The organism is Pedobacter sp. Leaf216 (assembly GCF_001421515.1).
Lineage (GTDB): Bacteria > Bacteroidota > Bacteroidia > Sphingobacteriales > Sphingobacteriaceae > Pedobacter.
The window spans coordinates 40,676-64,512 of sequence record NZ_LMKM01000012.1; the positions used below are offsets into that span (position 1 = coordinate 40,676).

24 protein-coding genes are annotated in these 23,837 nt (G+C 37.4%); 5 read left to right on the forward strand and 19 right to left on the reverse strand.

Features of this window, described 5'->3' with window-relative positions:
• Positions 1-37 precede the first annotated feature (37 nt).
• From ASE74_RS09940 to ASE74_RS09960, 5 genes are read right to left on the reverse strand one after another with little or no spacing between them, the layout of a single operon-like run.
• Positions 38-538, reverse strand: a complete 501-nt coding sequence (locus ASE74_RS09940) for a shikimate kinase (RefSeq protein ID WP_055907979.1) — start codon at positions 536-538, stop codon at positions 38-40.
• A gap of 19 nt (positions 539-557) precedes the next feature.
• Positions 558-1,004, reverse strand: a complete 447-nt coding sequence (locus tag ASE74_RS09945; protein ID WP_055907983.1) for a DinB family protein — start codon at positions 1,002-1,004, stop codon at positions 558-560.
• Positions 1,005-1,007: 3 nt separating this feature from the next.
• Positions 1,008-2,063 carry an ABC transporter permease gene (locus ASE74_RS09950; RefSeq protein WP_055907986.1) on the reverse strand — a complete coding sequence of 352 codons (1,056 nt, stop codon included), beginning with the start codon at positions 2,061-2,063 and terminating at the stop codon, positions 1,008-1,010.
• A 2-nt stretch (positions 2,064-2,065) separates the two neighbouring features.
• A complete protein-coding gene (locus ASE74_RS09955) occupies positions 2,066-3,217 on the reverse strand; it encodes a BT_3928 family protein (protein ID WP_055907991.1) in 1,152 nt (383 codons plus the stop codon).
• A 37-nt stretch (positions 3,218-3,254) separates the two neighbouring features.
• Entirely contained in the window at positions 3,255-3,800 is a 546-nt protein-coding gene (locus ASE74_RS09960) for a DUF1599 domain-containing protein (RefSeq protein ID WP_055909438.1), read from the reverse strand.
• Positions 3,801-3,899: 99 nt separating this feature from the next.
• Here ASE74_RS09960 and folP point away from each other — a divergent pair, with 99 nt between their 5' ends.
• Complete coding sequence (gene folP / locus ASE74_RS09965) at positions 3,900-4,754, forward strand: dihydropteroate synthase (RefSeq protein ID WP_055907994.1); 855 nt, start codon at positions 3,900-3,902, stop codon at positions 4,752-4,754.
• Positions 4,755-4,939: 185 nt separating this feature from the next.
• On the forward strand, positions 4,940-5,731 hold the full coding sequence (gene cdaA, locus ASE74_RS09970) for a diadenylate cyclase CdaA (RefSeq protein ID WP_055907998.1): 792 nt from the start codon (positions 4,940-4,942) through the stop codon (positions 5,729-5,731).
• A 220-nt stretch (positions 5,732-5,951) separates the two neighbouring features.
• Here cdaA and ASE74_RS09975 read toward each other — a convergent pair whose 3' ends face one another.
• The 11 genes from ASE74_RS09975 to ASE74_RS10025 form a co-directional block, all read right to left on the reverse strand.
• Positions 5,952-6,362: a BrxA/BrxB family bacilliredoxin gene (locus tag ASE74_RS09975; RefSeq protein WP_029275606.1), complete on the reverse strand. Its 411-nt coding sequence runs from the start codon at positions 6,360-6,362 to the stop codon at positions 5,952-5,954.
• A gap of 103 nt (positions 6,363-6,465) precedes the next feature.
• On the reverse strand, positions 6,466-6,954 hold the full coding sequence (locus ASE74_RS24990; protein ID WP_200912292.1) for a CCC motif membrane protein: 489 nt from the start codon (positions 6,952-6,954) through the stop codon (positions 6,466-6,468).
• An 8-nt stretch (positions 6,955-6,962) separates the two neighbouring features.
• Positions 6,963-7,283, reverse strand: a complete 321-nt coding sequence (locus ASE74_RS25480) for a DUF2752 domain-containing protein (protein ID WP_082458729.1) — start codon at positions 7,281-7,283, stop codon at positions 6,963-6,965.
• Positions 7,264-7,698, reverse strand: a complete 435-nt coding sequence (locus ASE74_RS09990) for a YkvA family protein (RefSeq protein WP_055908006.1) — start codon at positions 7,696-7,698, stop codon at positions 7,264-7,266. Before ASE74_RS09990 ends, ASE74_RS25480 begins: the two co-directional genes overlap by 20 nt.
• A gap of 18 nt (positions 7,699-7,716) precedes the next feature.
• Complete coding sequence (locus ASE74_RS09995) at positions 7,717-8,601, reverse strand: YARHG domain-containing protein (RefSeq protein ID WP_055908009.1); 885 nt, start codon at positions 8,599-8,601, stop codon at positions 7,717-7,719.
• Between the two features lie 16 nt (positions 8,602-8,617).
• A complete protein-coding gene (locus ASE74_RS10000; protein WP_055908012.1) occupies positions 8,618-9,250 on the reverse strand; it encodes a DUF2306 domain-containing protein in 633 nt (210 codons plus the stop codon).
• Positions 9,251-9,434: 184 nt separating this feature from the next.
• The gene (locus ASE74_RS10005) at positions 9,435-9,650 is read right to left on the reverse strand and encodes a hypothetical protein (protein WP_055908015.1); all 216 of its coding nucleotides are present in this window, start codon (positions 9,648-9,650) and stop codon (positions 9,435-9,437) included.
• 41 nt (positions 9,651-9,691) lie between these two features.
• The gene (locus tag ASE74_RS10010) at positions 9,692-11,209 is read right to left on the reverse strand and encodes a GH3 auxin-responsive promoter family protein (protein WP_055908018.1); all 1,518 of its coding nucleotides are present in this window, start codon (positions 11,207-11,209) and stop codon (positions 9,692-9,694) included.
• A 158-nt stretch (positions 11,210-11,367) separates the two neighbouring features.
• The gene (lptB, locus tag ASE74_RS10015) at positions 11,368-12,108 is read right to left on the reverse strand and encodes an LPS export ABC transporter ATP-binding protein (protein WP_055908021.1); all 741 of its coding nucleotides are present in this window, start codon (positions 12,106-12,108) and stop codon (positions 11,368-11,370) included.
• 88 nt (positions 12,109-12,196) lie between these two features.
• Entirely contained in the window at positions 12,197-13,897 is a 1,701-nt protein-coding gene (recJ, locus tag ASE74_RS10020; RefSeq protein WP_055908024.1) for a single-stranded-DNA-specific exonuclease RecJ, read from the reverse strand.
• Between the two features lie 102 nt (positions 13,898-13,999).
• Positions 14,000-15,325 (reverse strand): sulfatase-like hydrolase/transferase, encoded by a 1,326-nt coding sequence (locus ASE74_RS10025; protein WP_055908028.1) that lies wholly within the window; start codon positions 15,323-15,325, stop codon positions 14,000-14,002.
• Between the two features lie 112 nt (positions 15,326-15,437).
• Here ASE74_RS10025 and ASE74_RS10030 point away from each other — a divergent pair, with 112 nt between their 5' ends.
• Complete coding sequence (locus tag ASE74_RS10030) at positions 15,438-16,205, forward strand: MBL fold metallo-hydrolase (RefSeq protein ID WP_200912293.1); 768 nt, start codon at positions 15,438-15,440, stop codon at positions 16,203-16,205.
• A gap of 802 nt (positions 16,206-17,007) precedes the next feature.
• Here the strand turns inward: ASE74_RS10030 and ASE74_RS10035 are convergent.
• Positions 17,008-17,595, reverse strand: coding sequence for a YceI family protein (locus tag ASE74_RS10035; protein WP_055908034.1), 588 nt, complete (start codon positions 17,593-17,595; stop codon positions 17,008-17,010).
• A gap of 271 nt (positions 17,596-17,866) precedes the next feature.
• Between ASE74_RS10035 and ASE74_RS10040 the strand changes: the two genes are divergently transcribed.
• Positions 17,867-18,571 (forward strand): DUF4157 domain-containing protein, encoded by a 705-nt coding sequence (locus tag ASE74_RS10040; protein WP_055908037.1) that lies wholly within the window; start codon positions 17,867-17,869, stop codon positions 18,569-18,571.
• Positions 18,572-19,007: 436 nt separating this feature from the next.
• Here ASE74_RS10040 and gcvP read toward each other — a convergent pair whose 3' ends face one another.
• A complete protein-coding gene (gcvP, locus tag ASE74_RS10045; protein WP_055908041.1) occupies positions 19,008-21,884 on the reverse strand; it encodes an aminomethyl-transferring glycine dehydrogenase in 2,877 nt (958 codons plus the stop codon).
• A 351-nt stretch (positions 21,885-22,235) separates the two neighbouring features.
• Here gcvP and ASE74_RS10050 point away from each other — a divergent pair, with 351 nt between their 5' ends.
• Positions 22,236-23,087, forward strand: a complete 852-nt coding sequence (locus ASE74_RS10050; protein WP_055908043.1) for a hypothetical protein — start codon at positions 22,236-22,238, stop codon at positions 23,085-23,087.
• A gap of 20 nt (positions 23,088-23,107) precedes the next feature.
• On the opposite strand, the gene ASE74_RS10055 is transcribed toward ASE74_RS10050, so the two are convergent.
• The gene (locus tag ASE74_RS10055; RefSeq protein WP_055908045.1) at positions 23,108-23,671 is read right to left on the reverse strand and encodes a hypothetical protein; all 564 of its coding nucleotides are present in this window, start codon (positions 23,669-23,671) and stop codon (positions 23,108-23,110) included.
• Between the last annotated feature and the right edge of the window lie 166 nt (positions 23,672-23,837).

The following is a 23,837-nucleotide window of genomic DNA, read 5'->3' on the forward strand; positions in this document are numbered from 1 at the left end:
TTCTAAAAAGAAGAATTTTTTTTATCGAGAAAATATATCAATTATGCTTAATCGCTTCTTCCAATTTTTCACCATCTAAATCGAATGCATCTACAATAAATTTTGCCTTTGTATAAAAAGGATCACGTTCTTTTAGTTTTTCTTTAATGAACTCTAAAAGCTGTTCATCATTTAAATCTTTAATTAAGGGCCGCTTTTGACGGTTATGCAAGCGCGAAACCAGGGCAGCAGGTTCCATTTGCAGGTAAACCGTTTCACCGTGGGCATTCATCCATTCCATATTATCAAAAAAACATGGCAATCCGCCTCCGGTAGCTACCACACAGGTTTCTGGATAATCGAAGGTTTTAAGCATTTCACTTTCGTAATCTCTAAAACCATTTTCTCCAAATTCAGCAAAATATTCGGCAATGGTTTTACCGGTTTTTGAAACAATTTCGGCATCAAGATCTATTACCGGGCATTCTAACCGATGTGCCAGCTGTTTAGCTTTTGTACTTTTGCCGCAGCCCATATATCCGATGAGGAAAATCTTCATTTGTATTTTTATTACCGACCTACAATAACTGGTCGCGTTTTAACATTATATAATCTGTTACAGGTGGCGTAAAACCATATCTTTTAAGTAAGGTAACAACCTGTCCTCGATGATAAGTAGAATGGTTAAATAAATGAAATAAAATTTCATCCAATTGGTTCTCATACTTTACACCTTGCGAGTTGCTATATGCAATCCTTTTATCTAAAGTATTGTCTAGTAGTGCGATCCTGATCAACCTGATATTATCCGCAGCGATACCTTCAAAATTATTTTTATTATGAATGTCCCAAACACTATATTCTGGTTTCTGCCCGGAAATACGGTGTGCCCAAATGTGCTGGGCATTTAAAACATGGCTGAACAAACGTTCTGCATCAGGCATTTCGATGGTTGTAAGCTTAAAAATCTCAATGATACGCTGATCTGCGAGTTCAGTATAATTTATAATTTCTTCTTCGCGCATGGCTTAACTTAATTTAACCCTTGGATCCACATAGGCATATAATATATCAACCATTATGTTGATTATCACAAATACGAAAGCAATAAAAAGAATAGATCCCATTACCACAGGAAAATCAGACATTTCCAAAGCGGTTACTGTTGTTCTTCCCAAACCATTATAGCCAAAAATATATTCCACAAAAAACGAACCGGCAAGCAATGAAGCAAACCATCCTGAAATAGCCGTAATTACTGGGTTCATCGCATTTTTTAAAGCATGTTTATAAATTATTGCATTTCTGCTTAAACCTTTGGCTCTTGCGGTTCTGATATAATCCTGTGCAAGCACATCCAGCATGGCACTTCGGGTAAGCTGTACAATAATGGCTAAAGGCCTTAAGCCAAGCGTAATCATTGGTAGCCATAAATTTCTAAGGGTTAACACTTCGCCGTTAAAAGGATCGTAAGAATATAAACTTCCGCTCATTTTTAGTCCGGTGTAATTGCTCAGCACAAAACCGAACAGCCAGGCAATTATAATCCCGGCAAAAAAAGAAGGTGCCGATATGCCCAAAATGGCAAATGCATTGGCCGATTTATCAATCCATGAATCTTTATAAACTGCAGACAGCACACCTAAAAAAACACCAATTATCGTGGCAAAAATCATTGCTGTTAAAGCAAGAATAAATGTATTGGGAACGGTTTCGGAAAGTATTGCGGTTACATCACGTTTGGTTTGGTATGAACTGCGCAGATAAGGCCATTTTGCAACCAGCACCTTCTTATCAAAACTGATCAGTTTTGCATAATGGTATTTTTTCATGCTGGCGCTATCATTATCCAAGATACTGATTGGCGATAAATCATTGATGTACAAAACAAACTGTACAGGTTTGGAACGATCTAAACCAAATTCTTTACGTACAGCCTCAAGAGACTGTACATCGGCCCTTTGCCCCATTGTCATCCGGGCAGGATCGCCTGGTAAAATATTAAACAGCACAAAAACCACGAGTATTACCCCACCCATTACAAGCAGGCCGTACAAGAGCTTTTTTAATGCGTATCCAATCATATTTATTTATCGAAATATTTTCTACTGAGCTGATCGAAAGTTGGTACGTTATGAAAATGCCATTTATTAATTATTACACCATTTTTCATCAATAAAACACCCGGATTTGCCCTTACCATACTCTTAAGCGGAACGGCATCAGCATAAAATACTTCTGAAAACAAGTTATTCTTTTTAATGAATGCCTGCGCATCCTGAGCAGAATTGGAAGTTAGCAACACCGTACGGATATTAAACTGTTGCGTAGCATTTAAGGCAAGTGCATTTAGCTTTCCAATGGCAGATTCATTTGTGGCATGAAGATCGTAAGCTACTAAAATTAAATTGTAGTACGGGTTTTCGATCAGTTCTTTGGTGTAATCGGTACCGGAGGCATCAGTAATATTAAGATCTTTAATTTTAGGTTCGAAACCCTTTTTCACTAAATTTTTTGTCGGCTCTCCAATAATTTCCCAATTGTTATCCTTCCAGATTTCAGTTTTAAGGTAAGCCTTATCACTCATATCCTTTTCTTCTTTTGTTTTCTTGTTTTTTAAGTGATATATGATCTCAAATTCATCTGGTTTTTCTCCCGGAGGGATCACCATTAACGATGGAAGGTGTGCACCCACTTTATAAGGCAGGAAATCGATAATTGGAAGTACATTGTAAGTGTAAAGTCCGAAGCCTAAGGAAACAAGCGTTACGGCAATGGCAATATTACGCTGAGTTGCTTCTTTACTGAAAATCGGCTGGATGAGATTCTTATTTAGGAAAATTACGATGATCAATACCAGTAGAACAAGATCTTTACTAAACGACTGCCATGGGGTAAGCGGAATGGCATCGCCAAAACAGCCGCAACTGGTAACTACCTTAAACGCCGCAGAGATAAATGTTAATAGCGTAAAAAAGATAATTAACAATAACAATCCCCAGGCTACCTTTTTACTCCAGAAACCCAAAAGCAATAGCGCGCCGAGTACAATTTCTAAGGTACAAAGTAAAATAGCAATACCAGTGGCCATTCCACTTAAAAAATTCATATGAAAAACCTCAAAGTATTCCTGAAGTTTATAGCCAAAACCAAGCGGATCGTTTGCTTTGATCAACCCTGAAAATATGAATAAAGCACCGACAAAAATCCTTGAGAATCTTAAAAGTATATTCCGCATCTGTATGTATCTATTTTATAGGCAATTACTGGTAATACTATTTAACACCAAGTTTGATCAATGCAAAAACCGAATAGTTCAGCATATCCTGATAATTCGCGTTAACACCCTCAGAAGCCAGCGTTTGCCCTTCGTTATCCTCTATTTGTTTAACCCTAAAAATTTTCATTAAAATCAGGTCTGTTAACGAACTGATCCGCATATCGCGCCAGGCTTCACCATAATCGTGATTTTTGGCAAACATTAAATCCTTGGTTTCAGTAACTTTTTCTTCAAATCTCTTTTCAACCTCCTCATAAGGCAGTTCATTGGGCTCGTATGCTGTAAGTTCAAGCTGCATCATAGCAATTACGCAATAGTTTACAATGCCGATATATTCGGATACCACTCCCTCCCCTACTTTATTAACTTTTGTTTCTTCCAAAGTACGTATGCGCTGTGCTTTAATAAAAATCTGATCAGTAATCGAACTTGGTCTTAAAATCCGCCATGCAGTGCCATAATCTTTAGTTTTTTTTAAAAATAATGATCTGCAAACTGCAATCACTTCATCAAATTCGGTAGAGGTATTTGTTTGTGCCAAAGCCAATAATTATTTAGTTTTTAATGTATTTTTGTCGTGAAAAAACAAAAGCTAAAGATACATTTTTAAAGCGAAACCCAAATCCCGTGAGGGTTTATTATGGCAGAAAAAAACTTTTTTGAGCCCAAACAGAGCTTAAACGTAAACGGTAGACTTATCGATTTAAGTACGCCAAAAGTGATGGGTATTTTAAATATTACGCCAGATTCCTTTTATAGCAACAGCCGCACAAAAACAATGGATGAAGCCTTAACCAAAGCTGATCAGTTTTTAAGCGAAGGTGCTACATTTATTGATGTTGGCGGATATTCTTCGAGGCCTGGAGCCAAAGATATTAGCACGAGCGAGGAAGTAGCGCGATTGGTACCGGTGATAGAAGGTTTAGCAAAAACCTTTCCCGAAGCCATAATTTCTATAGATACCTTTAGGGCTAAAGTTGCAGAAGAAACCATTTTGGCTGGCGCACATATCATTAACGATATTGCTGCGGGTGATATGGACGAACTGATGTTCGAAACCGTGGCCAAACTACAAGTGCCTTATATGATTATGCACATGAAAGGTAAGCCTCAAAACATGCATCAAAATCCAATGTATGGCAATGTGTTGCTAGAGGTAATCGATTACCTTGCAAAAAAAGTAGAGTCGCTTAAGGCACTGCATATCCATGATGTAATTATTGACCCTGGTTTTGGTTTCGGAAAAACTACCGAACACAATTACGAACTGCTTAAACATTTAGAAGATTTTAAAATTTTTAAACTTCCGCTGTTGGTGGGTTTCTCGCGTAAGGGAATGATTTACAAAACACTTGGCACTTCTGCCGCAAATGCACTAAACGGAACTTCGGTACTTAATACCATCGCTCTGCAAAAAGGCGCAGGGATTTTAAGGGTACATGATGTAAAAGAGGCGGTGGAATGTGTAAAGTTAGTAGAGAGGTTAACTGGTTAATGTTTGTCCATAATTTTTATATAAAACTCGGGCACGCTGCTAAATTCTCCTTCAATTCATCCTGCTAAACTTGTTTCAACATCTATTTTTGAGCAATAACCCTGAAATAAATTTAGGGTTACGATCCTTCCTAAACAATTAACCTAATCTTGTAAACTGAAAAGCATTTTACTATCTTGCCATTAATGAAAGGTTTTGATTTCGACTTCCTTAAAGTATCGCCAACTGATATCGTTGATATCATTTTAGTAGCCTTATTAATTTATTACGTTTACACCCTTATCCGCAATACGCTAGCCGTTAACCTGCTCGTTGGGATGTTTATTATTACAGTTTTTTACTGGATAGTGAAAGCATTGCACATGGAATTGTTAACCGCTATCATAGAGAAATTTATGAGTGTGGGCATTATTGCGCTGATTGTGATCTTCCACCCGGAAATTAGGCGTTTTCTTTTGCTGATAGGAAAAAATGCGTTTCTCCAGAAAAACAAAGCCTGGTGGGGTTATTTATTTGGCAGAAAGGAGATTGAAAGAAATAATTTAACACGCATAAAACCAATTATTGATGCTTGCAAAAGCATGAAAAAAACACGTACAGGTGCATTAATCGTTTTTGTTAAATTTTACGATGAACAATTTTTCGCAAATAGCTGCGAACTTGTAGACGCTAAAATATCGAAACGTTTATTAGAAAGTATTTTCCAAAAAAACAGTCCTTTACATGACGGTGCCGTAGTGATTTCGGAAAATAAAATTAAAAGTGCGAGTTGTATTTTGCCTTTAACGGACAATGATCAACTGCCATCACAATTTGGATTAAGGCATCGGGCAGGCATTGGTGTTTCGGAAACAACAGATGCTGTTGCTGTAATTATATCTGAAGAAACCGGAGAAATATCATATGCCAAACAAGGCAGGGTAAGAATGAATGTTTCTTTCGGGGAACTGGAGAAATTATTAAACAAGGATTTTTAGCAAGCACAACTTAAGAAATTTTATTCGCATCGTCACCTTGAATTCATTTCAGGATATTAATATTACCTGTAGGATGCTGAAATGATTTTAGCATGATGGCCGCAAGACAATAAGCTAATCTTCTCCATTAAACGCAAAATGGTGAATGTTTCCATTCACCATTTCATTATAATTTAAATACTTTCTTATTGGTGTAACCCAATAACTGCGCAATTAATCGTTAGCAATATTGCTCAAAAGCTCCAATCAGGTTATCAGCAATCATTTGTGCTGGTCTGCCTTCAATCTGATGACGCTCGATCATATGTACCAATTTACCATCTTTAAATAACGCCATTGCCGGAGATGACGGAGGGAAAGGCATCATGTAATTTCTTGCCTGATCTACAGCTTCTTTTTCCATACCTGCAAATACAGTAACCAATTTATCAGGATGTTTTTCGTGTGCTGCTGCTGCTCTGGCTGCCGGACGCGCATTTGCTGCCGCACAACCACAAACCGAATTCACCACTACCAACACAGTTCCTTCGCCTTTAATCGCTTGATCTACATCTTCTGCATTTTTTAATTCTTGAAAACCTACGTTAGTTAATTCCTTACGCATTGGCTCTACTAAATATTCTGGATACATTATCTTAGTTTTTTATTTACAATTTGAACGATACAAAAATAAGAAAATCGAATGGTATGCACCATCCGATTTATATTTTTAAGGTAAAATTAAAATGCTATTTTTATTGTAATCCTTTTAAAATTTCCTGCATTTTATGTGGATCGCTTAACATACCCGAGCCGAATATTACAATAATTGCAGCATAATAAAGCAATGACAAAATATTAAGGATCAGACCTATAATTGCACAAATTCTTCCGGCATTTAGATTTTTAAAGGAACTTAAACTATATGCAGCAGGGTTAACTGCATACAATGCCTTATCTTTTTTACTAAGTACCAACGCAATAATTGCAGGAATTAAGCCTAGTATACCATAACAGCAACAAAATGCTATCGAAAGAATACCTAATACAAGTACAATTGTTGAATTTGGTAGATTTTGTTGCCCGAAACCACCTCCAAATTGCCCAAAAGGTGGCGGTTGCTGAAAAGGTGGTGGGGTTGCAGGTCCATTACCAAATGGTTGAAAAGGTGCTGGTTCCGGATTCTGACCTTTAGAAAGATCTATTGGCTTATTTTCTTGAGGGGTTTCCTGTTCTTCTGACATAGTTATATTTAGATCAATTGGTGAGTATATATTTTGTAAATGTAATTGATTAAGATAATTACTGCAACCCCTGCGAAAACGATTTTTATCAGCTGCGCTCCAAATTTGAAATCGAATTTGAGGTGAACGACTGTAAAAAGCACTATAAAAACCAATGGTATAGCAGCTGGGTACAACTTAAATGATGCCATTAAATCACCGCTGAACAAAGCTAGTACGGAACGCTGAAAGCCACAGCCCGGACAATCGAATCCGAATTGCGCTTTAAAGGGGCAGGTTAATAGATGCCCGCTTAACCAATTGAAAAAGCTATGTTGCTGTTGAGCCATCTATATTGCCAATAACCTTGATCTGCGCTTCTTTCCACGCTTTATATTTTTCCAAATCCTTAACAACCTGTCTGTAAACAAGGTTTAAAATGTAAATGTCATCAACAAAACCCAATACTGGCACGAAATCAGGAATCACATCTATAGGCGATAAAAAATAAACCAATCCGCCCAGGATGGCTATAATTGATCTTTTTGGAATTTCCGTATAATCGCCATTTACATAGTCTTTAGATACTGCAAATAAGAGCACTAGCTTAGACCATACTCCTTCGAGATCACCTTTATTGGTTACCGCTTTTCCTAAGGCATCTTTAATGGTATTGCTCGCCTTGGTTTTATCATTTAAGATTAGCGAAGCTTTACTTTCTGACTTTTTAAAGAAACCCAATATTTTTTCCCTGTTCAATTTCATAGTTAATCGTATTACAAATTAACGGCCAAAAGCATCATAATTGTCTTCAGCATATTTAGTAAAGCGATCCAACAACTTTATATTTTTGTTTTCTATTGCTGTTAGATCATTATCCACATTATTTTTAACGGGTACATACCACTCCACAGGATCAAAGAAATTTCTGAAAGTTTGTTTTTTAAAAGCATAACCATGTCTGGCAAAGATGGTATTTTTGATAATCTGCAAATCTAATTTTCTTAAATTTTTTAACTCATTTTCACTAAGTAAGGTGGTTGAGGCGTTTAATTTAAAAATCTGATCGGAGGCACTCCTGTAAAAAGTATTTGCGCTCAATGAATCAATGGTTCCATCTTCAAGTGTATCTATACTTTTAACCATTTTTTGCTCGCTCCAGTCTACATATTCCATTTCTGTTGGCAACATACGACCTGCATTATATTCGAAAGCTTTTTTCAGTAGTTTAAATTCTTTTTCAGGCCATTTTAATTCTTTTTTGTATGCATTCCATTTGCCGATCAGCGTATCGCCAACGAGGGTAATTTCAAATTTTCCATCATATTTATCTGTGCCGGGTTCATCAAGCACAAAAGTAATTTTGCTTCCGTTTTCGGATAATTTGCCCAACAAAGGGCGGCTGTTGCCAGAAACTACGCTTTGCGCAATCACCGTATCTTTTGTTATTCTTTTAATATTGATATTCAGCTTTTTAACAGCATCTCCCATGTCTCCTTCATACTCCAATTCATCCGCTGTATAAAAATTACCTACCCAAAAACCATAAAGTTCTTTGTGGATTTCCTGTTGTGCAATGCCAGATGGTTTTTCTTTTTTAGTTTTTTTAGTATCTCTGCAAGAAAGCATCAAAAAAGGGATGAGCGCGAATAATAAGATTTTTTTCATAATTAATGTAACTGTTTCAGCGGGTAAATGTTTTGTGTTTAATCAGCCATTCAGCGATCAATAAATTGGGTATCCAGCCCAACCAGGCAATAATCTGATAAACATCCATTGGGGCTGGATGAAATAAATATACTAAAATAACTTTCCACAGCCTTAAGGTAATGGCAGAAGTAGCTAAAGCAAAGCTACGGTACATAAATTTTTTATGGTTTGTTATTTTCTTTTTTATAATAAGCAGAAGGGCTTTTAAAGTGAACCAAAACCACAGCACGCCCAAAATTATAAACGAGGTTTTAGCCATTAACCCTCCATTGGCAAAACAGCCAATAAAAATGCCTGATGGTGCTGCAAGCAACAATACTAAACTTACATACAAATAGCCCAACCACCTATGCACTTTTGGATAGCTTGCTAAAATGTTTTTATTAAACTGAGTAAAACCAGCCAGCAGTACAAATATTGCACTGTAAACGTGGAGGTAAAATATAGGGAGGTAAATTTTAATGCCGGATACTTCGGTTTGTTTAATTTGAAGAAAAGATACTTCGCTATTGAAAGGGATGTAGCGCAAGGTAAGCTGCAGCATTAAAATAAAAAAATAGGAAAAAAATAATAGCCAGGCCAACCACTTATAGCTAATGTTTTTCATTTATTTTTTATTGAACAGTAAAAGTAGTTTTTTATCAAATGGAATGGCCACCAATTGTGCGTTTACTACATCATCTTAGCTTCAAAATATCCTCCAATTAATGCATCGAAAATTACCCTGTATTTTGATTTTTTAGGAATTGAAACAAGAAGTACATTTGTATCAAGTACAACTTTCATGAATGTTATTTTTTCCTTAAATGCTCATTTTTCCAGGATTCAATTGTATTTTCATCCCAATAATTATCATCCCAGAGTTTGTCCTTTTCATCAGATGCAGATTTAGCAAAATATTTTGCTAACATTTCTTTGATATCATTCAGCTGAGCATCGGGCAAATTATATTGAAATAATTTTAATAGTTCTAATTGAACATTTGTTAATTTCCCCGTAGCTTCCATTTTTTTCTATTTGAACCAAAACAAATATAATCAATATTATTTTATGATGATTTCATCATTTCCAATATATCATCTACATATTTACGCTCATTGGCCAGCCGTGGTACTTTATGCTGTCCGCCCAGTTTATCTTTCGCCTTTAACCAGTTATAAAATGTGTTTGAAGGGGCATTGTGCACTTTAGGACGGGCCAAGGCCATATCTTTAAAACGTTTGGCATCATAATCAGAATTCACCTCACGCAGTGTATTGTCCATAACATCTACAAACTTCTCAAAATCGTTCGGCTGTTTATCAAACTCAATAATCCATTCGTGTCCGCCAGCTTTTTCATTTTTGAAATAAATCGGTCCGGCAGTATAATCCTTTATTTCAGCACCAGTTTCCTGGCAAGCTTTGGTTAAAGCCTGTTCTGCATTGTCGATTATGACTTCTTCACCAAAGGCATTAATAAAGTGTTTGGTTCGGCCGGTAATTTTAATGCGGTAAGGCGAAAGCGAAGTAAATTGGATGGTATCACCAATCATATAGCGCCATAAGCCACCGTTAGTCGAAATTACAATGGCGTAATTTTTATGCAGTTCTACTTCTCCCAATAATAATGCTTTAGGGCTTTCTTCGCCTATATTTTCAAGCGGAATAAATTCATAGAAAATTCCATAATCAAGCATTAACAACATTTCTTCTGAATGATCCTGATCCTGGATACCAAAAAAACCTTCTGATGCGTTATAGGTTTCGAGGTAATACATCTCATCGGATGGAATAAGTTGTTTAAACTGCTCGCGGTATGGTGCAAAGTTTACCGCACCATGAATGTACAATTCGAGGTTTGGCCAAACTTCTAGCAAGTTCTGTTTTCCGGTGAGTTCGAGGACTTTTTTGGCCAATACGATGGTCCATGTAGGCACACCAGAAATGCTGGTTACGTTTTCATTGATGGTAGCTTCAGCCATTCTATCCATCTTGATTTCATAATTATCCATCAATGCGATAGACATATCGGGCGTGCGGTAATATTCGGCCCAGATGGGTAAATTTTTGATTAGCACCGCCGATAAATCACCATAAAAACAATCTTCATTTAACTGGTTTACCTGGTGACTTCCTCCTAAAACCAAACCTTTACCGGTAAACATTTGGTTATCAGGACGGTTATTGCAGTATATAGAAAGCATATCCTTACCACCTTTAAAATGGCATTCTTCCAACGATTCCTGCGAAACCGGGATAAATTTACTCCTATCGCTAGTGGTACCAGATGATTTTGCAAACCACTTGATATCAGATGGCCATAGAATATTCTGTTCGCCATTGAGCATACGCTCAATATACGGCTTTAAAGTATCGTAATTTTGAATTGGAATACGCTCCTGGAATTGCTGAGGTGTTAAAATCGTTTTATAATCGTATAGTTTGCCCCATTCTGTATTTTCTGCACTATCGATTAAAGTATGAAACCACTCTTCCTGAACGTCGTGCGGATACTTCATAAAAAGCTCGATCTGATGGATCCGCTTTTTCATTAACCAGGTAAAAATTGAATTTACAAATGCCATATCAAAAAATAAACAGCTGACTTTTACCACAGATGTTGACAGATAAACACGGATATTGTCGTTTTTGTTGGAACGATAATAAAATCTCTATACCTGAAAGCAATTGATCTGTGTTAAGCATCTTTAAGCCCAAAAACCGGGACAAGAATTGGTTAGAATTAAACATCAAATTTTTTACGTTTCAGCACAAAATTCGATCCAAGATAAACCTTTCTTACCATTTCGTTTTCAGCTAAAACCTCCGGAACGCCTTGTTCTAAAATTTTACCTTCGAAAAGCAGGTAGGCGCGATCGGTAATTGATAGTGTTTCCTGCACATTGTGATCGGTAATGAGGATACCGATATTTTTATGTTTCAGTTTGGCAACAATACTCTGAATTTCTTCTACCGCAATCGGATCTACCCCGGCAAAAGGCTCATCCAATAAAATAAAGTTAGGATTTGCAGCCAAAGCACGCGCAATTTCGGTACGCCGACGCTCGCCACCTGATAATAAATCGCCACGGTTTTTACGCACCTTGTGTAAACTAAATTCGTTAATCAGTTCTTCAAGCTTATCGCGTTGTTCCTCCTTGCTCATTTTGCTCATTTCCAAAATGGCTAGAATATTGTCTTCAACGGTAAGCTTTCTGAAAACGGAGGCTTCCTGGGCAAGATAGCCAATTCCTTTTTGCGCCCGGCGATACATTGGATCTTCTGTAATGTCTTCTTCTTCCAGGAAAATACGGCCTTCATTTGGTTTAATCAAACCTACAATCATGTAAAAAGAAGTTGTTTTTCCGGCACCGTTTGGACCGAGAAGACCAACGATTTCTCCCTGACTAACGTTGAAAGAAACATTATTAACAACAGTACGCTGCTTATATTTTTTAACCAGATTTTCGGCTTTTAATATCATATATAGATCGATCCGTCATCCTGAATTTAGTTCAGGATCTTTCTTACTAGATGCTGAAACAAGTACAGCATGACGGTTTATTTTAAAATTAATTAACTTTTATTCCTTTAATGTTTAACTGCAAACGTTTCTTATCGCGCCAAACATTCTCTTCTAACGTATAACAAACAGAAAATGGTACTCTTGGTTGCAAAAGGTTTTGAAATTCTGCCAATCCGAACGCAATGCCTTCAAAAATAGGCGAATTTTGTTGTTTTATATTAATTTTTAGATGATTTTGACCAACTGCCATGGCATGTTGCGCAAGGTATACATTATGGGTAACAAATATCGGCGCCATATTCTCTGGTCCGAAGGGGCCCATTTGAGATAATACCCTAAAAAACTTACCATCAATCTGTGCCAGTTCAATTTCGGCATCAATCCTGATCATTGGCGTAAGTAACTCTTCTGTAATACTTGCAGATACAATTTCTTCAAACTTATCGGCAAAAGCATTTACATTATCCTGTTGCATGGTTAAGCCGGCAGCAAATTTATGCCCTCCATACTGATCCAATAAGTGGGCACAACCACTTAAGGCTTCATATAAATCGAAGCCCACCACCGATCGGCAAGAGCCTGCAACATGGCCGTTTGATTTTGTTAATACAATGGTAGGCCGGTAATATTTTTCAGTTAAACGCGATGCTACAATCCCGATTACTCCTTTATGCCAGTTTTCGTTAAATACAACCGTTGTTTTTTTGTTGATCAGGATATCACTTTCACCAATCAGTGCCAAGGCTTCTCGCGTGATGTCCTGATCGTATGTTTTTCGCTCTGTATTTTTCAGATTGATAAGTTCGCTCTGCTCTAATGCATTTCCATCTACCTGGCAAAGCAACATGGCTACGGCATGCTTGGCATGATCTATCCTCCCGGCGGCATTAATCCGCGGACCTAAGGTAAATACTACATCAGTAATGCTGTAATTTTCAGTTTTGCCAGAAACTTCCATCAGGGCACGTAAACCTTCGCATGGATTGGAGTTTAATTTTTTTAATCCGTAGTATGCTAAAATTCTGTTCTCGCCAACAACCGGAACAATATCAGCTGCAATACTCACCATTACCAGATCTAAATATTGCAGATAAGTTTCTTTTGGGAGCTGATGTTTTTGTGCGTAGGCCTGTGCAAGTTTAAAACCGATGCCGCAACCGGCCAATTCTTTAAAAGGATATGGACAATCTGATCGTTTAGGATCTAAAACCGCAATGGCCTGAGGCAATTCATCTCCAGGTAAATGGTGATCACAGATAATAAAATCGACTCCTAAAGTATTGGCATAATCAATTTTATCGATAGATTTTATTCCACAATCCAATGCAATAATTAGTGAAAATCCGTTTTCACTTGCGTAATCAATACCTGTTGTAGAAATGCCATAACCCTCTAAATAGCGATCTGGAATATAATATTCTATATTTTTTGTAAGCTGAGAGAAGAAACTGAAGGCAAGGGCAACTGAGGTTGTACCATCTACATCGTAATCGCCGTAAATCAATATTTTTTCGTGGGTTGCCAATGCGGTTTCGATACGGGCAATAGCAACATCCATATCCTTCATGATAAAAGGATCGTGAAGATGATCAAGATCTGGCCTGAAAAAATCTTTCGCCTGATCGAAATCACAAATATTACGCTGCACGAGAATCTTTGCAAGTGAGCGGTCTATGTTAAGTTGTTCTGCTATTTTTGTTACTGTATCATCGTTACAATCTGATGCCAGCACCCATCTTTTTTCCATTTAAGTTTATCTCCGAACAGTAAATATACATTTTAATTGGATATGATGGCGGTAATGTTAGTTGAGCAATAAACAAGGCCTTCATTAACAAAAAATTAAATTTTATTTCGAATTACCTGGGTAAGCCTGATAAAGTTTCATCAGGTGTGCCTTCTGATCTGCATATTTTGCGTCGTCGATTAAATTTACACGCTCTGCAGGGTCCCACGATAAATTGTACAATTCCGTTAATTCCTGGTCATCCTTTTTGGTAATCCTCAATTTCCAGTCGCCATCCTTTACCCCTTCCAATACATAGTTGTGGTAATAAATTGGTCGATGCGGTTTATTGTAGTTTTTGGTGGTAAGCAAGGCCGACACCGATTCGCCATCGTATACCTTTGCTGGCAATTTACTTTTAGTCCACTCGGCTAAGGTTGGAAAAACATCCAGATTTGAAATTGGTTTGGTTAGTTGGTTATTATTTAGCGTATGGCCTTTCCAATACACAATAAAGGGCACACGTTGACCGCCTTCGTATGAAATCCCTTTCGATCCCCTGAAAATACCTGCTGAACCTACATGATAAAACTTGGTAAAACCGTCATCATACATCCGCTGTGGCGCATTAATCCACGGTCCATTATCGCTGGTGAAGATAAAAATGGTATTATCTGCCTGCCCTGAGGCTACTACCTGTTTCCAGATTTCAGCCAATCCGGCATCCATATCTTCAATAACATCACCAAGCTCAGCACCTGCCGACGGGGTTTTTCTACTTTTTTGAGCGGCAAAAGCCACAGGTAAATGCGGCATGTTCTGTGCTAAATAGAGAAAAAACGGCTTTTTGGCCGCAGCATTTTTTTTGATAAATTTAATCGATTCTCGGGTGTAAGAACTGGTTAAAATACTATCGTGGGGCTTATAAATTTCTGGTTTGCTATTTCTGAAAATCTTAATTGTTGTATCTGTTTTTACATAAGGTGCTCTATAATCATGACTGTATAAAAGGCCATAAAATTCATCAAATCCTTTGTTGTTGGGAAGCGAAACGCCATGATCGCCCAAATGCCATTTACCCACTACCGCGGTAGCGTAGCCCGATTGCTTTAGCATCTGCGCAATTGTGATTTCATCTTCCGGTATTCCACGTTTATCGCCCGGACCAATTGGTGAAGGCAGGTCCATCCTACTGCAATACCTTCCCGTTAGTAATGAAGCTCTTGAGGGGGTGCAGGTTGGCGAGGTGGTAACGAAGTTGGTCGCTTTTACGCCTTTTGCAGCCATTGCATCTAAAAACGGAGTCTTAATCAGCGGACTACCATAACATGAAATATCGGCATAACCCATATCATCAGCCAATACAATAATTACGTTTGGTTTCTGCTGCGCTTTTAACTGTATAGACAAACTGAGCGCAAGTATAAAAATTAAGCTGCGAAGATTCATGCCCGAAATTTAAGCATCATATTTTACAAAAAAAGGAAGTATCCAAGCTTTTACCGAAACAAATACTCCTGATTAGATTGTTATCTTTGTAAAAACATTAAAGATCCATATTTTGCAAGTTCACACCCTATTCGAAGGCACCTATTCTGTTGATGCATCAAAGAAATTTGTACCATTCGACCCCGCTATACATACTTTTAAAGACAGACCCGCTTCATTATTTATCAATGTTCAGCCTTTTTTGGTTGAACTGAAAAACGACCTTGTTCTTTTTGATACGGGCTTAGGTTTTAGTGATGACCATGGTGAGCTAATTTTACATAAAAACATCCGCAATGCTGGTTTCGACCCCACTGATGTAACTAAGGTTTTAATGTCGCACTTACATTACGATCATTCTGGTGGCATGATCCATAAACAAGGAAATGATAGAGTTGAATTAAGTTTTCCTGATGCTGAATATGTAATTAACCGTGGCGAATGGGAAACGGCTTTCAGCAGTACTTCATCTTCTTACCATACCGATATATTTGATTTCGTTCAACGCAATGCGCAATTGAAATTTGTTGAGGGCGATGGCGCACTGGATGAAACCATTAGTTACGAATTTACTGGCGCACACTGTCCAAACCACCAGGTTTTTCTATTAACAGAAGGAAATCAAAAAGTTTTTTTTGGCGGCGATGTATTGCCTGAGCCTGAGGAACTGGTTAAAAACTTTATTGCTAAATACGATTTTGATGGGCGTAAAGCGATGGAATTACGCAAAGAATTTGGCAAAAGAGCTGCAGAAGAAAATTGGGAATGTTTATTCTACCATGGCAAAAGTGCCGCAACGGGTTTTGTAGATGCTGTTGAAGGTGGATTTAGGATAAGGTAAGTTTACTCGTTTTTTACCGCAAAGCACGCGAACAAGAAGCGCAAAGTACTCAAGGTTGATTTTTTTACCGCAAAGTACACAGAGTGTTTCACAGAGGGCATTGAGTTAAGTACTTATAGCTAAAGAGTTTCCGTGTTACTCTGTGCAAAACTCCATGCCCTCGGTGGTAAAACTTAACACTCTTATTTCCGTGCTTTCTGTGTTTCCGTGGCTAAAAATTTTACACCTAATTCAAAGGTCACTCGTTTTTTACCACAAAGTACACAGAGAGCATTGAGTTGGGTGCTTATAGCTAAAGAGTTTCTGTGCTCGCCTGTGCAAAACTCCATCCCCGCGGTAGTAAAACTTAATACTCTTTATTTTCCGTGCTTCCGTGGCTAAAGATTTAAAAGCTAATCCGAAGGTCACTCGTTTTTTACCACAAAGTACACAAACAGAATCACAGAGGGCATTGAGCTGGGTACTCATAGCTAAAGAGTTTCTGTGGTCCCCTGTGCAAAACTCCGTTCCCTCGGTGGTAAAACTTAACATTCTTTATTTTCCTTGCTTTCTGTGTTTCCGTGGCTAAAAATTTAGAAGCTAATTCGAAGGCCACTCGTTTTTTACCATAAAGTACACAGAGAGGATCACAGAGGGCATTGAGTTGGGTACTTATAGCTAAAAAGTTTCTGTGTTACTCTGTGCAAAACTCCATGCCCTCGGTGGTAAAACTTAACGCTCCTTATTTCCGTAGCTAAAAATATAATCCACAAAAAAGCCCCAACAAATGTTGAGGCTCTCCTTTTTTCCTAGAAGGGAATAATTATTTCTTAGCTACCAATTTAACAGCTAATTCGAAGTTATCATCAATTGCTTTGTCGCCAATGCTATCGAAGAATGATTTCGAACCATATTTAATATCATATTTAGTTCTGTCAACAACAATTTTACCAGCTAAAGCTGAAGCTGTACCATCTGCATTAACAGTTACAGTTGCAGGGAAGCTTAATGGCTTAGTAATGCCTTTGATGGTTAAATTACCAGTTACAGTTACGTTAGCACCTGAACCAGCAACTTTAGTGATTACGAAAGTTGAAGTAGGGAATTTAGTTGTACCGAAGAAATCGTCTGCTTTTAAGTGACCTTCTAATTTAGCACTGCCATCAGCATCTTTAATTGAAGTCATGTCGATAACGAAAGTACCGCCAGTTACACTTTTACCATTAACAGCTAAAGTACCTGACTGTAATGCGATTGTTCCGTTATGAGAACCTGTTACTTTTTTACCAACCCAAGTAATGGTAGATTTTGCTGCATCTACAGTAAAAGTTACTGGTTTAGTAGGGTTTTTAAAAGCTGACAATGCTACTACTGCCACTAATAAAAAAATTGAGCTAATTTTTAATTTCATTTTCTGGTTTTTTAAAATTTGATACAAATATAGATTAAAGCACGATCCCTTGTTATTGACCTATGTTAAGTTTTTCAAATTAATCGGATTTATTTAAAATCATTCTATTGACTGCATGATTACAGGAAAGGTTTAATTTGCTTGAAAAAAGAATGATAGAAAGGTAGATTTGTTTTATTGCCGATAGGAATCTGATTAAATGATAATTACCCAGGCATCATAATTAACAGAAAAAAAATATTCTATATTTAGTAAAAATCTTAGAACGCTCATGAAAAATAAATTTTACATTCCATATTACCTGTTATTGCTTCTATTTTCTTTAACGGGTTGCAATTTTAACAGCACCTACATAAACCGTGAAGAAGATAAAAAAGATGCCGAAAAGGTATCCGATCAATTTTACACCTTGCTTGAGCAAAAAGATTTTAACAAACTATCCCCATTACTCAGCAATCAATTTAAAGCGGTAACCAGCACAAAAAAATTAAATGAATATTTAACAGGCACAGCAATTAAGTTAGGCGAAATAAAAAGCAAAAAGCTAGATCACTGGGAAACAAAAGTGATCAAAGGTTCCAATTCATCTGCAAAATATGTACTCTATTATCTTGTAGAAAGAACAAAATTTCAAGCAAAAGAAACAGTCACCTTAGTTGCAGAAAACGATCAGATAAAAATATTAGGTTATAATGTTAATTCTGAAGGTTTGTTGTCAAGCAAAAACTTACCCGATCATTTAAAAAATGGCATTGAAGCACTTTCGGGCCATTCTATGGACGATGTTAAGGTTCATTATAATTCTGCTAAACCTGCGCAGTTAAATGCACAAGCCTATGCTCAAGGTACAGACATTCATTTAGCATCGGGCCAAGAGGAAAATTTACCACACGAAGCATGGCACGTTGTGCAACAAAAACAAGGCAGGGTTAAAGCAAGCACTCAGATCAAAGTTAATGCAGTTGTTAATGAATGACGCTAACTTAAAAAAAGAAGCTGACGAAATGGGCAAAATGAGCAGATCTTTAAGGATAGAATTGAATATTGATTCGCTCTCTCCACCTATTACTTTACACTCCAAACCCTTCCATTCTTAAACCTGAAAGGAGCGGAAATCCTTTTTGTTGGCATTTACAATAAAAGATTGCTTCGCAGTTCCTCCTCAGCAATGACGATATAACGAGAGCAGAAACCAAAAAAAGATAAAGCGAATGGCATGGCTACAGCTTCCGATGGAAAACTGCCAATATATTTCCAAAAAAAAATCTGCAAGCCTTATAAATGAATTATAAAACTTGCAGATGATTTATCTAAATAGATTCCCGCGTAGTTCCTCCTCACAATGACGAAAAGAGAAATTAAGACGATGAAAAGAAAACCTTAAACGCTCTACCTTCCCGCCTGCTACCTTGCTAAGGAACGATTTCTTCTAAATAACTCTCAACCGGAGGACATGCACAGATCAATGATCTATCGCCATGGCTATCATTTACACGACCAACTGATGGCCAGAACTTACGCTCCAACACATAAGGAAGTGGGAATGCAGCAGTTTGACGGCTATAGGCATGATCCCAGTCGTTTGCAGTGATTACTGATACGGTATGTGGTGCATTTTTTAAGGGATTATCAACTTTATCTAAAGTACCATTTTCTACTTCGCTAATTTCATTTTTAATCGCGATTAAAGCATCACAGAAACGGTCTAACTCATGTTTAGGCTCTGATTCTGTCGGCTCAACCATTAAAGTACCCGCAACCGGAAATGAAACCGTTGGTGCATGGAAACCATAATCCATTAAACGTTTTGCAATATCAGTTACTTCGATACCAAAAGCTTTAAATGAACGGCAATCCAAAATCATCTCATGTGCGCAACGCCCCTGAGCACCTGAATAAAGTACCGGGTAATGCTGCTCTAAACGGGCTTTCATATAATTTGCGTTTAAAATAGCATATTTAGTTGCGTTGGTTAAACCTTCAGCACCCATCATTGCAATATAAGCATGAGAGATAATTAAGATCGAAGCCGAGCCCCAAGGTGCAGATGATACTGCTGAAATTGACTTTCCTTTATCGATATCTACAACAGCATGACCCGGAACATAAGGAACCAAATGTTTTGCAACACCGATTGGGCCCATACCCGGCCCACCACCACCGTGAGGGATACAGAATGTTTTGTGTAAGTTTAAGTGGCAAACATCGGCACCAATATTGGCCGGACTGGTTAATCCAACCTGCGCATTCATGTTTGCACCATCCATATAAACCTGGCCACCATTAGCATGAATGGTTTCGCAGATTTCGATAATGCTTTCTTCGAAAACACCGTGTGTAGATGGATAAGTTACCATTAAACACGATAAATTATCTTTATGTAATTCTGCTTTAGCTTTTAAATCTTCAACATCGATATTACCGTTTTCTAAAGATTTAACCACAACAATTTTCATATCGGCCATTGCCGCAGAAGCGGGGTTTGTTCCGTGCGCTGAAGCTGGAATTAAAGCTACATTTCGGTGGAAATCACCTCTATCGTGGTGATAAGCACGGATAACCATTAAACCTGCGTATTCGCCTTGTGCACCAGCATTTGGTTGTAAGCTCATTGCCGCAAAACCGGTAATTTCACTTAACCATTTATCCAACTCATTAAAAACTGAGTAATAACCCAATACCTGATCGGCAGGGGCAAACGGGTGGATGCGACCGAAGTGAGACCAGGTAACCGGAATCATTTCTGCAGTAGCATTTAATTTCATGGTACAACTACCCAAGGCAATCATAGAGTGGCAAAGTGATAAATCTTTAGCCTCTAATGATTTGATATAACGCAACATTTCATGCTCCGAATGATGCGAATTAAAAACTGGGTGGGATAAATAAGTAGAAGTACGTTGTAACGTAGCCGGAATAACCGTTTCTACATTTTCTTCAACCTCAACCTGATCAGCTGCAATTGCTTTAACTTTAGCAAATATTTTAGCAATTAAGGCTACATCTTCGAAAGTGCTGGTTTCATCGAAAGATATGGTTGCAACATTACCAACATAATTTAAATTGATCTCGTTATCAATACAACCAGAATGAATACCGCCTTTTAAATCGCCTAAATCGAAACGGATGGTATCGAAATAAACTGAATTTAACTGCTCAAAACCCAAGCCTTTTAAAGTAGCAGCTAAGCTGATGGCCAAACCGTGCGTACGTTCTGCAATGGCTTTTAATCCTTTCGGACCATGGTAAGCTGCATAAAAACCAGCCATAATGGCTAGCAATGCCTGCGCAGTACAGATATTTGAAGTTGCTTTATCTCTACGGATGTGTTGCTCGCGGGTTTGCAAGGCCATACGTAAAGCATAATCGCCATGGCTATCAATGGTTACACCAATAATACGACCCGGGATATTACGTTTGTATTCTTCTTTTGTGGCAAAAAAAGCAGCGTGTGGCCCGCCAAAACCCATTGGAATACCTAAACGTTGTGTAGTACCAACTACCACATCTGCTCCCCACTCGCCTGGAGGCGTTAATAAGGTTAAGCTTAAAATATCAGCAACTACCGTTAATTTAATATTGAGATTGTGCAATTCAGCTGCAAAGTTTTTATAGTCGAAAACCTCACCATTTCCTGCCGGATACTGAACAATAGCACCAAAGAAATCTTCAGTGGCTACGAAATCTAAATGATTTCCGATAACCAGTTCTATACCGTAAGGGTTAGCACGGGTTTTTAAAATATCAATCGTTTGAGGGAAAACCAGTTCGGATACGAAGAACTTTTTAGCCGCCTGGTTTTTACGCAAGCTGTATTGCATAAACATTGCTTCGGCAGCAGCAGTACCTTCATCCAGTAAAGATGCATTGGCAATTTCCATTCCGGTTAAATCGATAACCATCGTTTGAAAATTCAGCAATGCCTGTAAACGGCCTTGCGCAATTTCTGCCTGATAGGGCGTATATTGAGTATACCATCCTGGGTTTTCGAATACGTTACGTAAAATTACACCTGGCGTAATCGTATCATAATAACCCTGACCGATAAAGCTTTTAAAAACTTTATTTAACAATGAAGTTTGTTTTAAAGCACCAAGATATTCAGTTTCTGATTTCGCTGCCGGCAAATTTAAAGGCTGTTTCAACCTAATTGCTGTTGGTACAGTTTGATCAATCAGCTCATCAATAGAATTTACGCCAACAGTTTGCAACATTTCGGCTGTATCTGCCTCATTTGGTGCGATATGGCGATTTTGAAAATCTTCCTTGTAGTGGATATTTAAGCTCATGCGGTATGAATAATAAATTTGCGTGCAAATGTAGCAAAAATGGCGTTGTATTCCACTATCAATCAGTGTAAAAAAGGTGTCTTATTTATGCTTAAAAGCGACAAAATAGGTAGATTTTATTCATTTACAGAAAGACAAACGTTTGTTCATTTTCGTTTAAGAATCCTATTATTTGGAAAGCAATATGTATGCTGAAATTTAAATCTGTTTAGGCTGCTATTATCAGTGTTTTTTAAACCTGCTTACGCTTAACTGATGCGGCCTGAAGTGTAAAATTGAAGCCAATTAAGGCAAGTAAAAAAATCCATTTTCTTACCTTTGAGCAACATTTATCTAAATGTGTTTATATTTATGCAAACAGCTAAAAATAAGGTTGCTCTTCTCGTTCATGCCTGCGATCGTTATGAATTTCTTTATAAAGGCTTTAATTTTACATTTACAGAAAACTGGGATTTTAATATTCCATGCAACTATTATTTTGCAACCGAGGTAAACAACGCAGCTATAAATGGCTTTACCAATATTAAATCGGGCAATGGCGAATGGGCCGACCGTTTAGCAACGCTATTAAACAATATGGAGGAGGAATATGTACTTTACTTCCAGGAGGATATGTGGCTAACTAAACCGGTAAATGCAAAGTTTTTTACCACACTCTTTGAGGAGGCAATTCAAAACAACTGGCGCCAGGTTAAACTGCACAGCATGAATGTTTACAAAACACGAGCAAGCAATAACGATATTGAAGGCTTTAATGTTGCTGAAATCGATAATGAAGCATCGCAATATTTAATGTCGCACCAAGTTACCCTTTGGAAAAAAGACTTTCTGCTCGCTCAACTTCATAAAAAAGAACATCCATGGAGAAATGAACGTAAAGGCACTAAAAGATTAAAAAAATTAAACCCTTTGATTCTTCATGCTGATTATTTTGCAGAGAACGGCGCAGCAGAAATAAACAATAATAAAAACCCATTATTAAGAAGCGAGTATTATGCCGTTTCATTTAACAGCACCTTAAATAATAACATTCTCCGCTTCATTGAATGGCTTAAAACGGGCAGTGCCGCTCAAAAAGAATATGCTGCAGAATTACAAAACCACTACGATAATAATTTAACCCACGATGGTAATGAGCGGCCTAAAAAAGTGGATATATTCAAAAAAATTAAAAATTTTATTCAGAAAAGAGCTGACAACTAATTTTTGCTTATAATTTGAATTTATTTCTGAACTTTCCAGCCTTCATCCTTACTCAGCTTTAATTTATACGTTTTTGTAATAAAACTGCTGTTTTTGTCTGCATCTTTATCAAACGGTTCAAAATCTGTAGTCGTCATTTTAAGTGATACCGTAACTTTTGCCGTGCTTGAGTTTACCTGTGCAAAATCTACTGGTTTCTCATCCGATAATACATACTCTACAACTTTAACGGTAGCTCTATCACCATCCTGCTTTAAAACCAACGGACTAGCCTTGTCAGTTAAAGTGATCTGATAAATGTAGCTGCTATCTTTTGAAAGGAACTTCTTTTTGGCTTCTTTTAAACTTAACGTAACTAATCCTTTACTGGCCAAAGATTTATATTTGCCCAATTCGAACATATCGTTTGTACTGTTAAATTTCATCTCCCCAAATTTAAAGCGGGTTGTTTTATATTCAGGATTAGCTTTTAAATAATCAATAATTACCTCTGATGCTTCATCCTGATTAATAGTTGTTTTGGTTTTACAAGCTGCTAGCCCAATAATAATAAATGAAAGAATATAGATAGTAAGTTTTTTCATGTGTGTATGCTTTATACTTTTTAAAGATATTTATTTTTAGTTTAACCGCAAAGCGCGCGAAGTTTATTAGTCTTTACGGTTGTAACCACAAAGGCGCAGAAAAACACGAAGAATATATTCAAGTCATGATATGAATGTATAAACCCTCCTTTGCACCCTCTGCGTT

Coding starts and splice junctions, on each gene's coding strand:
- ASE74_RS09950 (WP_055907986.1), bottom strand. CDS start 2,063: ATGATTGGATACGCATTAAAAAAGCTCTTGTACGGCCTGCTTGTAATG.
- gcvP (WP_055908041.1), bottom strand. CDS start 21,884: ATGAGCTTAAATATCCACTACAAGGAAGATTTTCAAAATCGCCATATC.
- ASE74_RS10025 (WP_055908028.1), bottom strand. CDS start 15,325: ATGAATCTTCGCAGCTTAATTTTTATACTTGCGCTCAGTTTGTCTATA.
- ASE74_RS10005 (WP_055908015.1), bottom strand. CDS start 9,650: ATGGAAGCTACGGGGAAATTAACAAATGTTCAATTAGAACTATTAAAA.
- cdaA (WP_055907998.1), top strand. CDS start 4,940: ATGAAAGGTTTTGATTTCGACTTCCTTAAAGTATCGCCAACTGATATC.
- ASE74_RS10010 (WP_055908018.1), bottom strand. CDS start 11,209: ATGGCATTTGTAAATTCAATTTTTACCTGGTTAATGAAAAAGCGGATC.
- ASE74_RS09975 (WP_029275606.1), bottom strand. CDS start 6,362: ATGTATCCAGAATATTTAGTAGAGCCAATGCGTAAGGAATTAACTAAC.
- ASE74_RS10035 (WP_055908034.1), bottom strand. CDS start 17,595: ATGAAATTAAAAATTAGCTCAATTTTTTTATTAGTGGCAGTAGTAGCA.
- ASE74_RS10040 (WP_055908037.1), top strand. CDS start 17,867: ATGAAAAATAAATTTTACATTCCATATTACCTGTTATTGCTTCTATTT.
- ASE74_RS25480 (WP_082458729.1), bottom strand. CDS start 7,283: ATGGCTCAACAGCAACATAGCTTTTTCAATTGGTTAAGCGGGCATCTA.
- ASE74_RS09990 (WP_055908006.1), bottom strand. CDS start 7,698: ATGAAATTGAACAGGGAAAAAATATTGGGTTTCTTTAAAAAGTCAGAA.
- ASE74_RS10000 (WP_055908012.1), bottom strand. CDS start 9,250: ATGAAAAACATTAGCTATAAGTGGTTGGCCTGGCTATTATTTTTTTCC.
- ASE74_RS10055 (WP_055908045.1), bottom strand. CDS start 23,671: ATGAAAAAACTTACTATCTATATTCTTTCATTTATTATTATTGGGCTA.
- ASE74_RS09945 (WP_055907983.1), bottom strand. CDS start 1,004: ATGCGCGAAGAAGAAATTATAAATTATACTGAACTCGCAGATCAGCGT.
- folP (WP_055907994.1), top strand. CDS start 3,900: ATGGCAGAAAAAAACTTTTTTGAGCCCAAACAGAGCTTAAACGTAAAC.
- ASE74_RS09940 (WP_055907979.1), bottom strand. CDS start 538: ATGAAGATTTTCCTCATCGGATATATGGGCTGCGGCAAAAGTACAAAA.
- ASE74_RS09995 (WP_055908009.1), bottom strand. CDS start 8,601: ATGAAAAAAATCTTATTATTCGCGCTCATCCCTTTTTTGATGCTTTCT.
- recJ (WP_055908024.1), bottom strand. CDS start 13,897: ATGGAAAAAAGATGGGTGCTGGCATCAGATTGTAACGATGATACAGTA.
- ASE74_RS10050 (WP_055908043.1), top strand. CDS start 22,236: ATGCAAACAGCTAAAAATAAGGTTGCTCTTCTCGTTCATGCCTGCGAT.
- ASE74_RS24990 (WP_200912292.1), bottom strand. CDS start 6,954: ATGTCAGAAGAACAGGAAACCCCTCAAGAAAATAAGCCAATAGATCTT.
- ASE74_RS09955 (WP_055907991.1), bottom strand. CDS start 3,217: ATGCGGAATATACTTTTAAGATTCTCAAGGATTTTTGTCGGTGCTTTA.
- lptB (WP_055908021.1), bottom strand. CDS start 12,108: ATGATATTAAAAGCCGAAAATCTGGTTAAAAAATATAAGCAGCGTACT.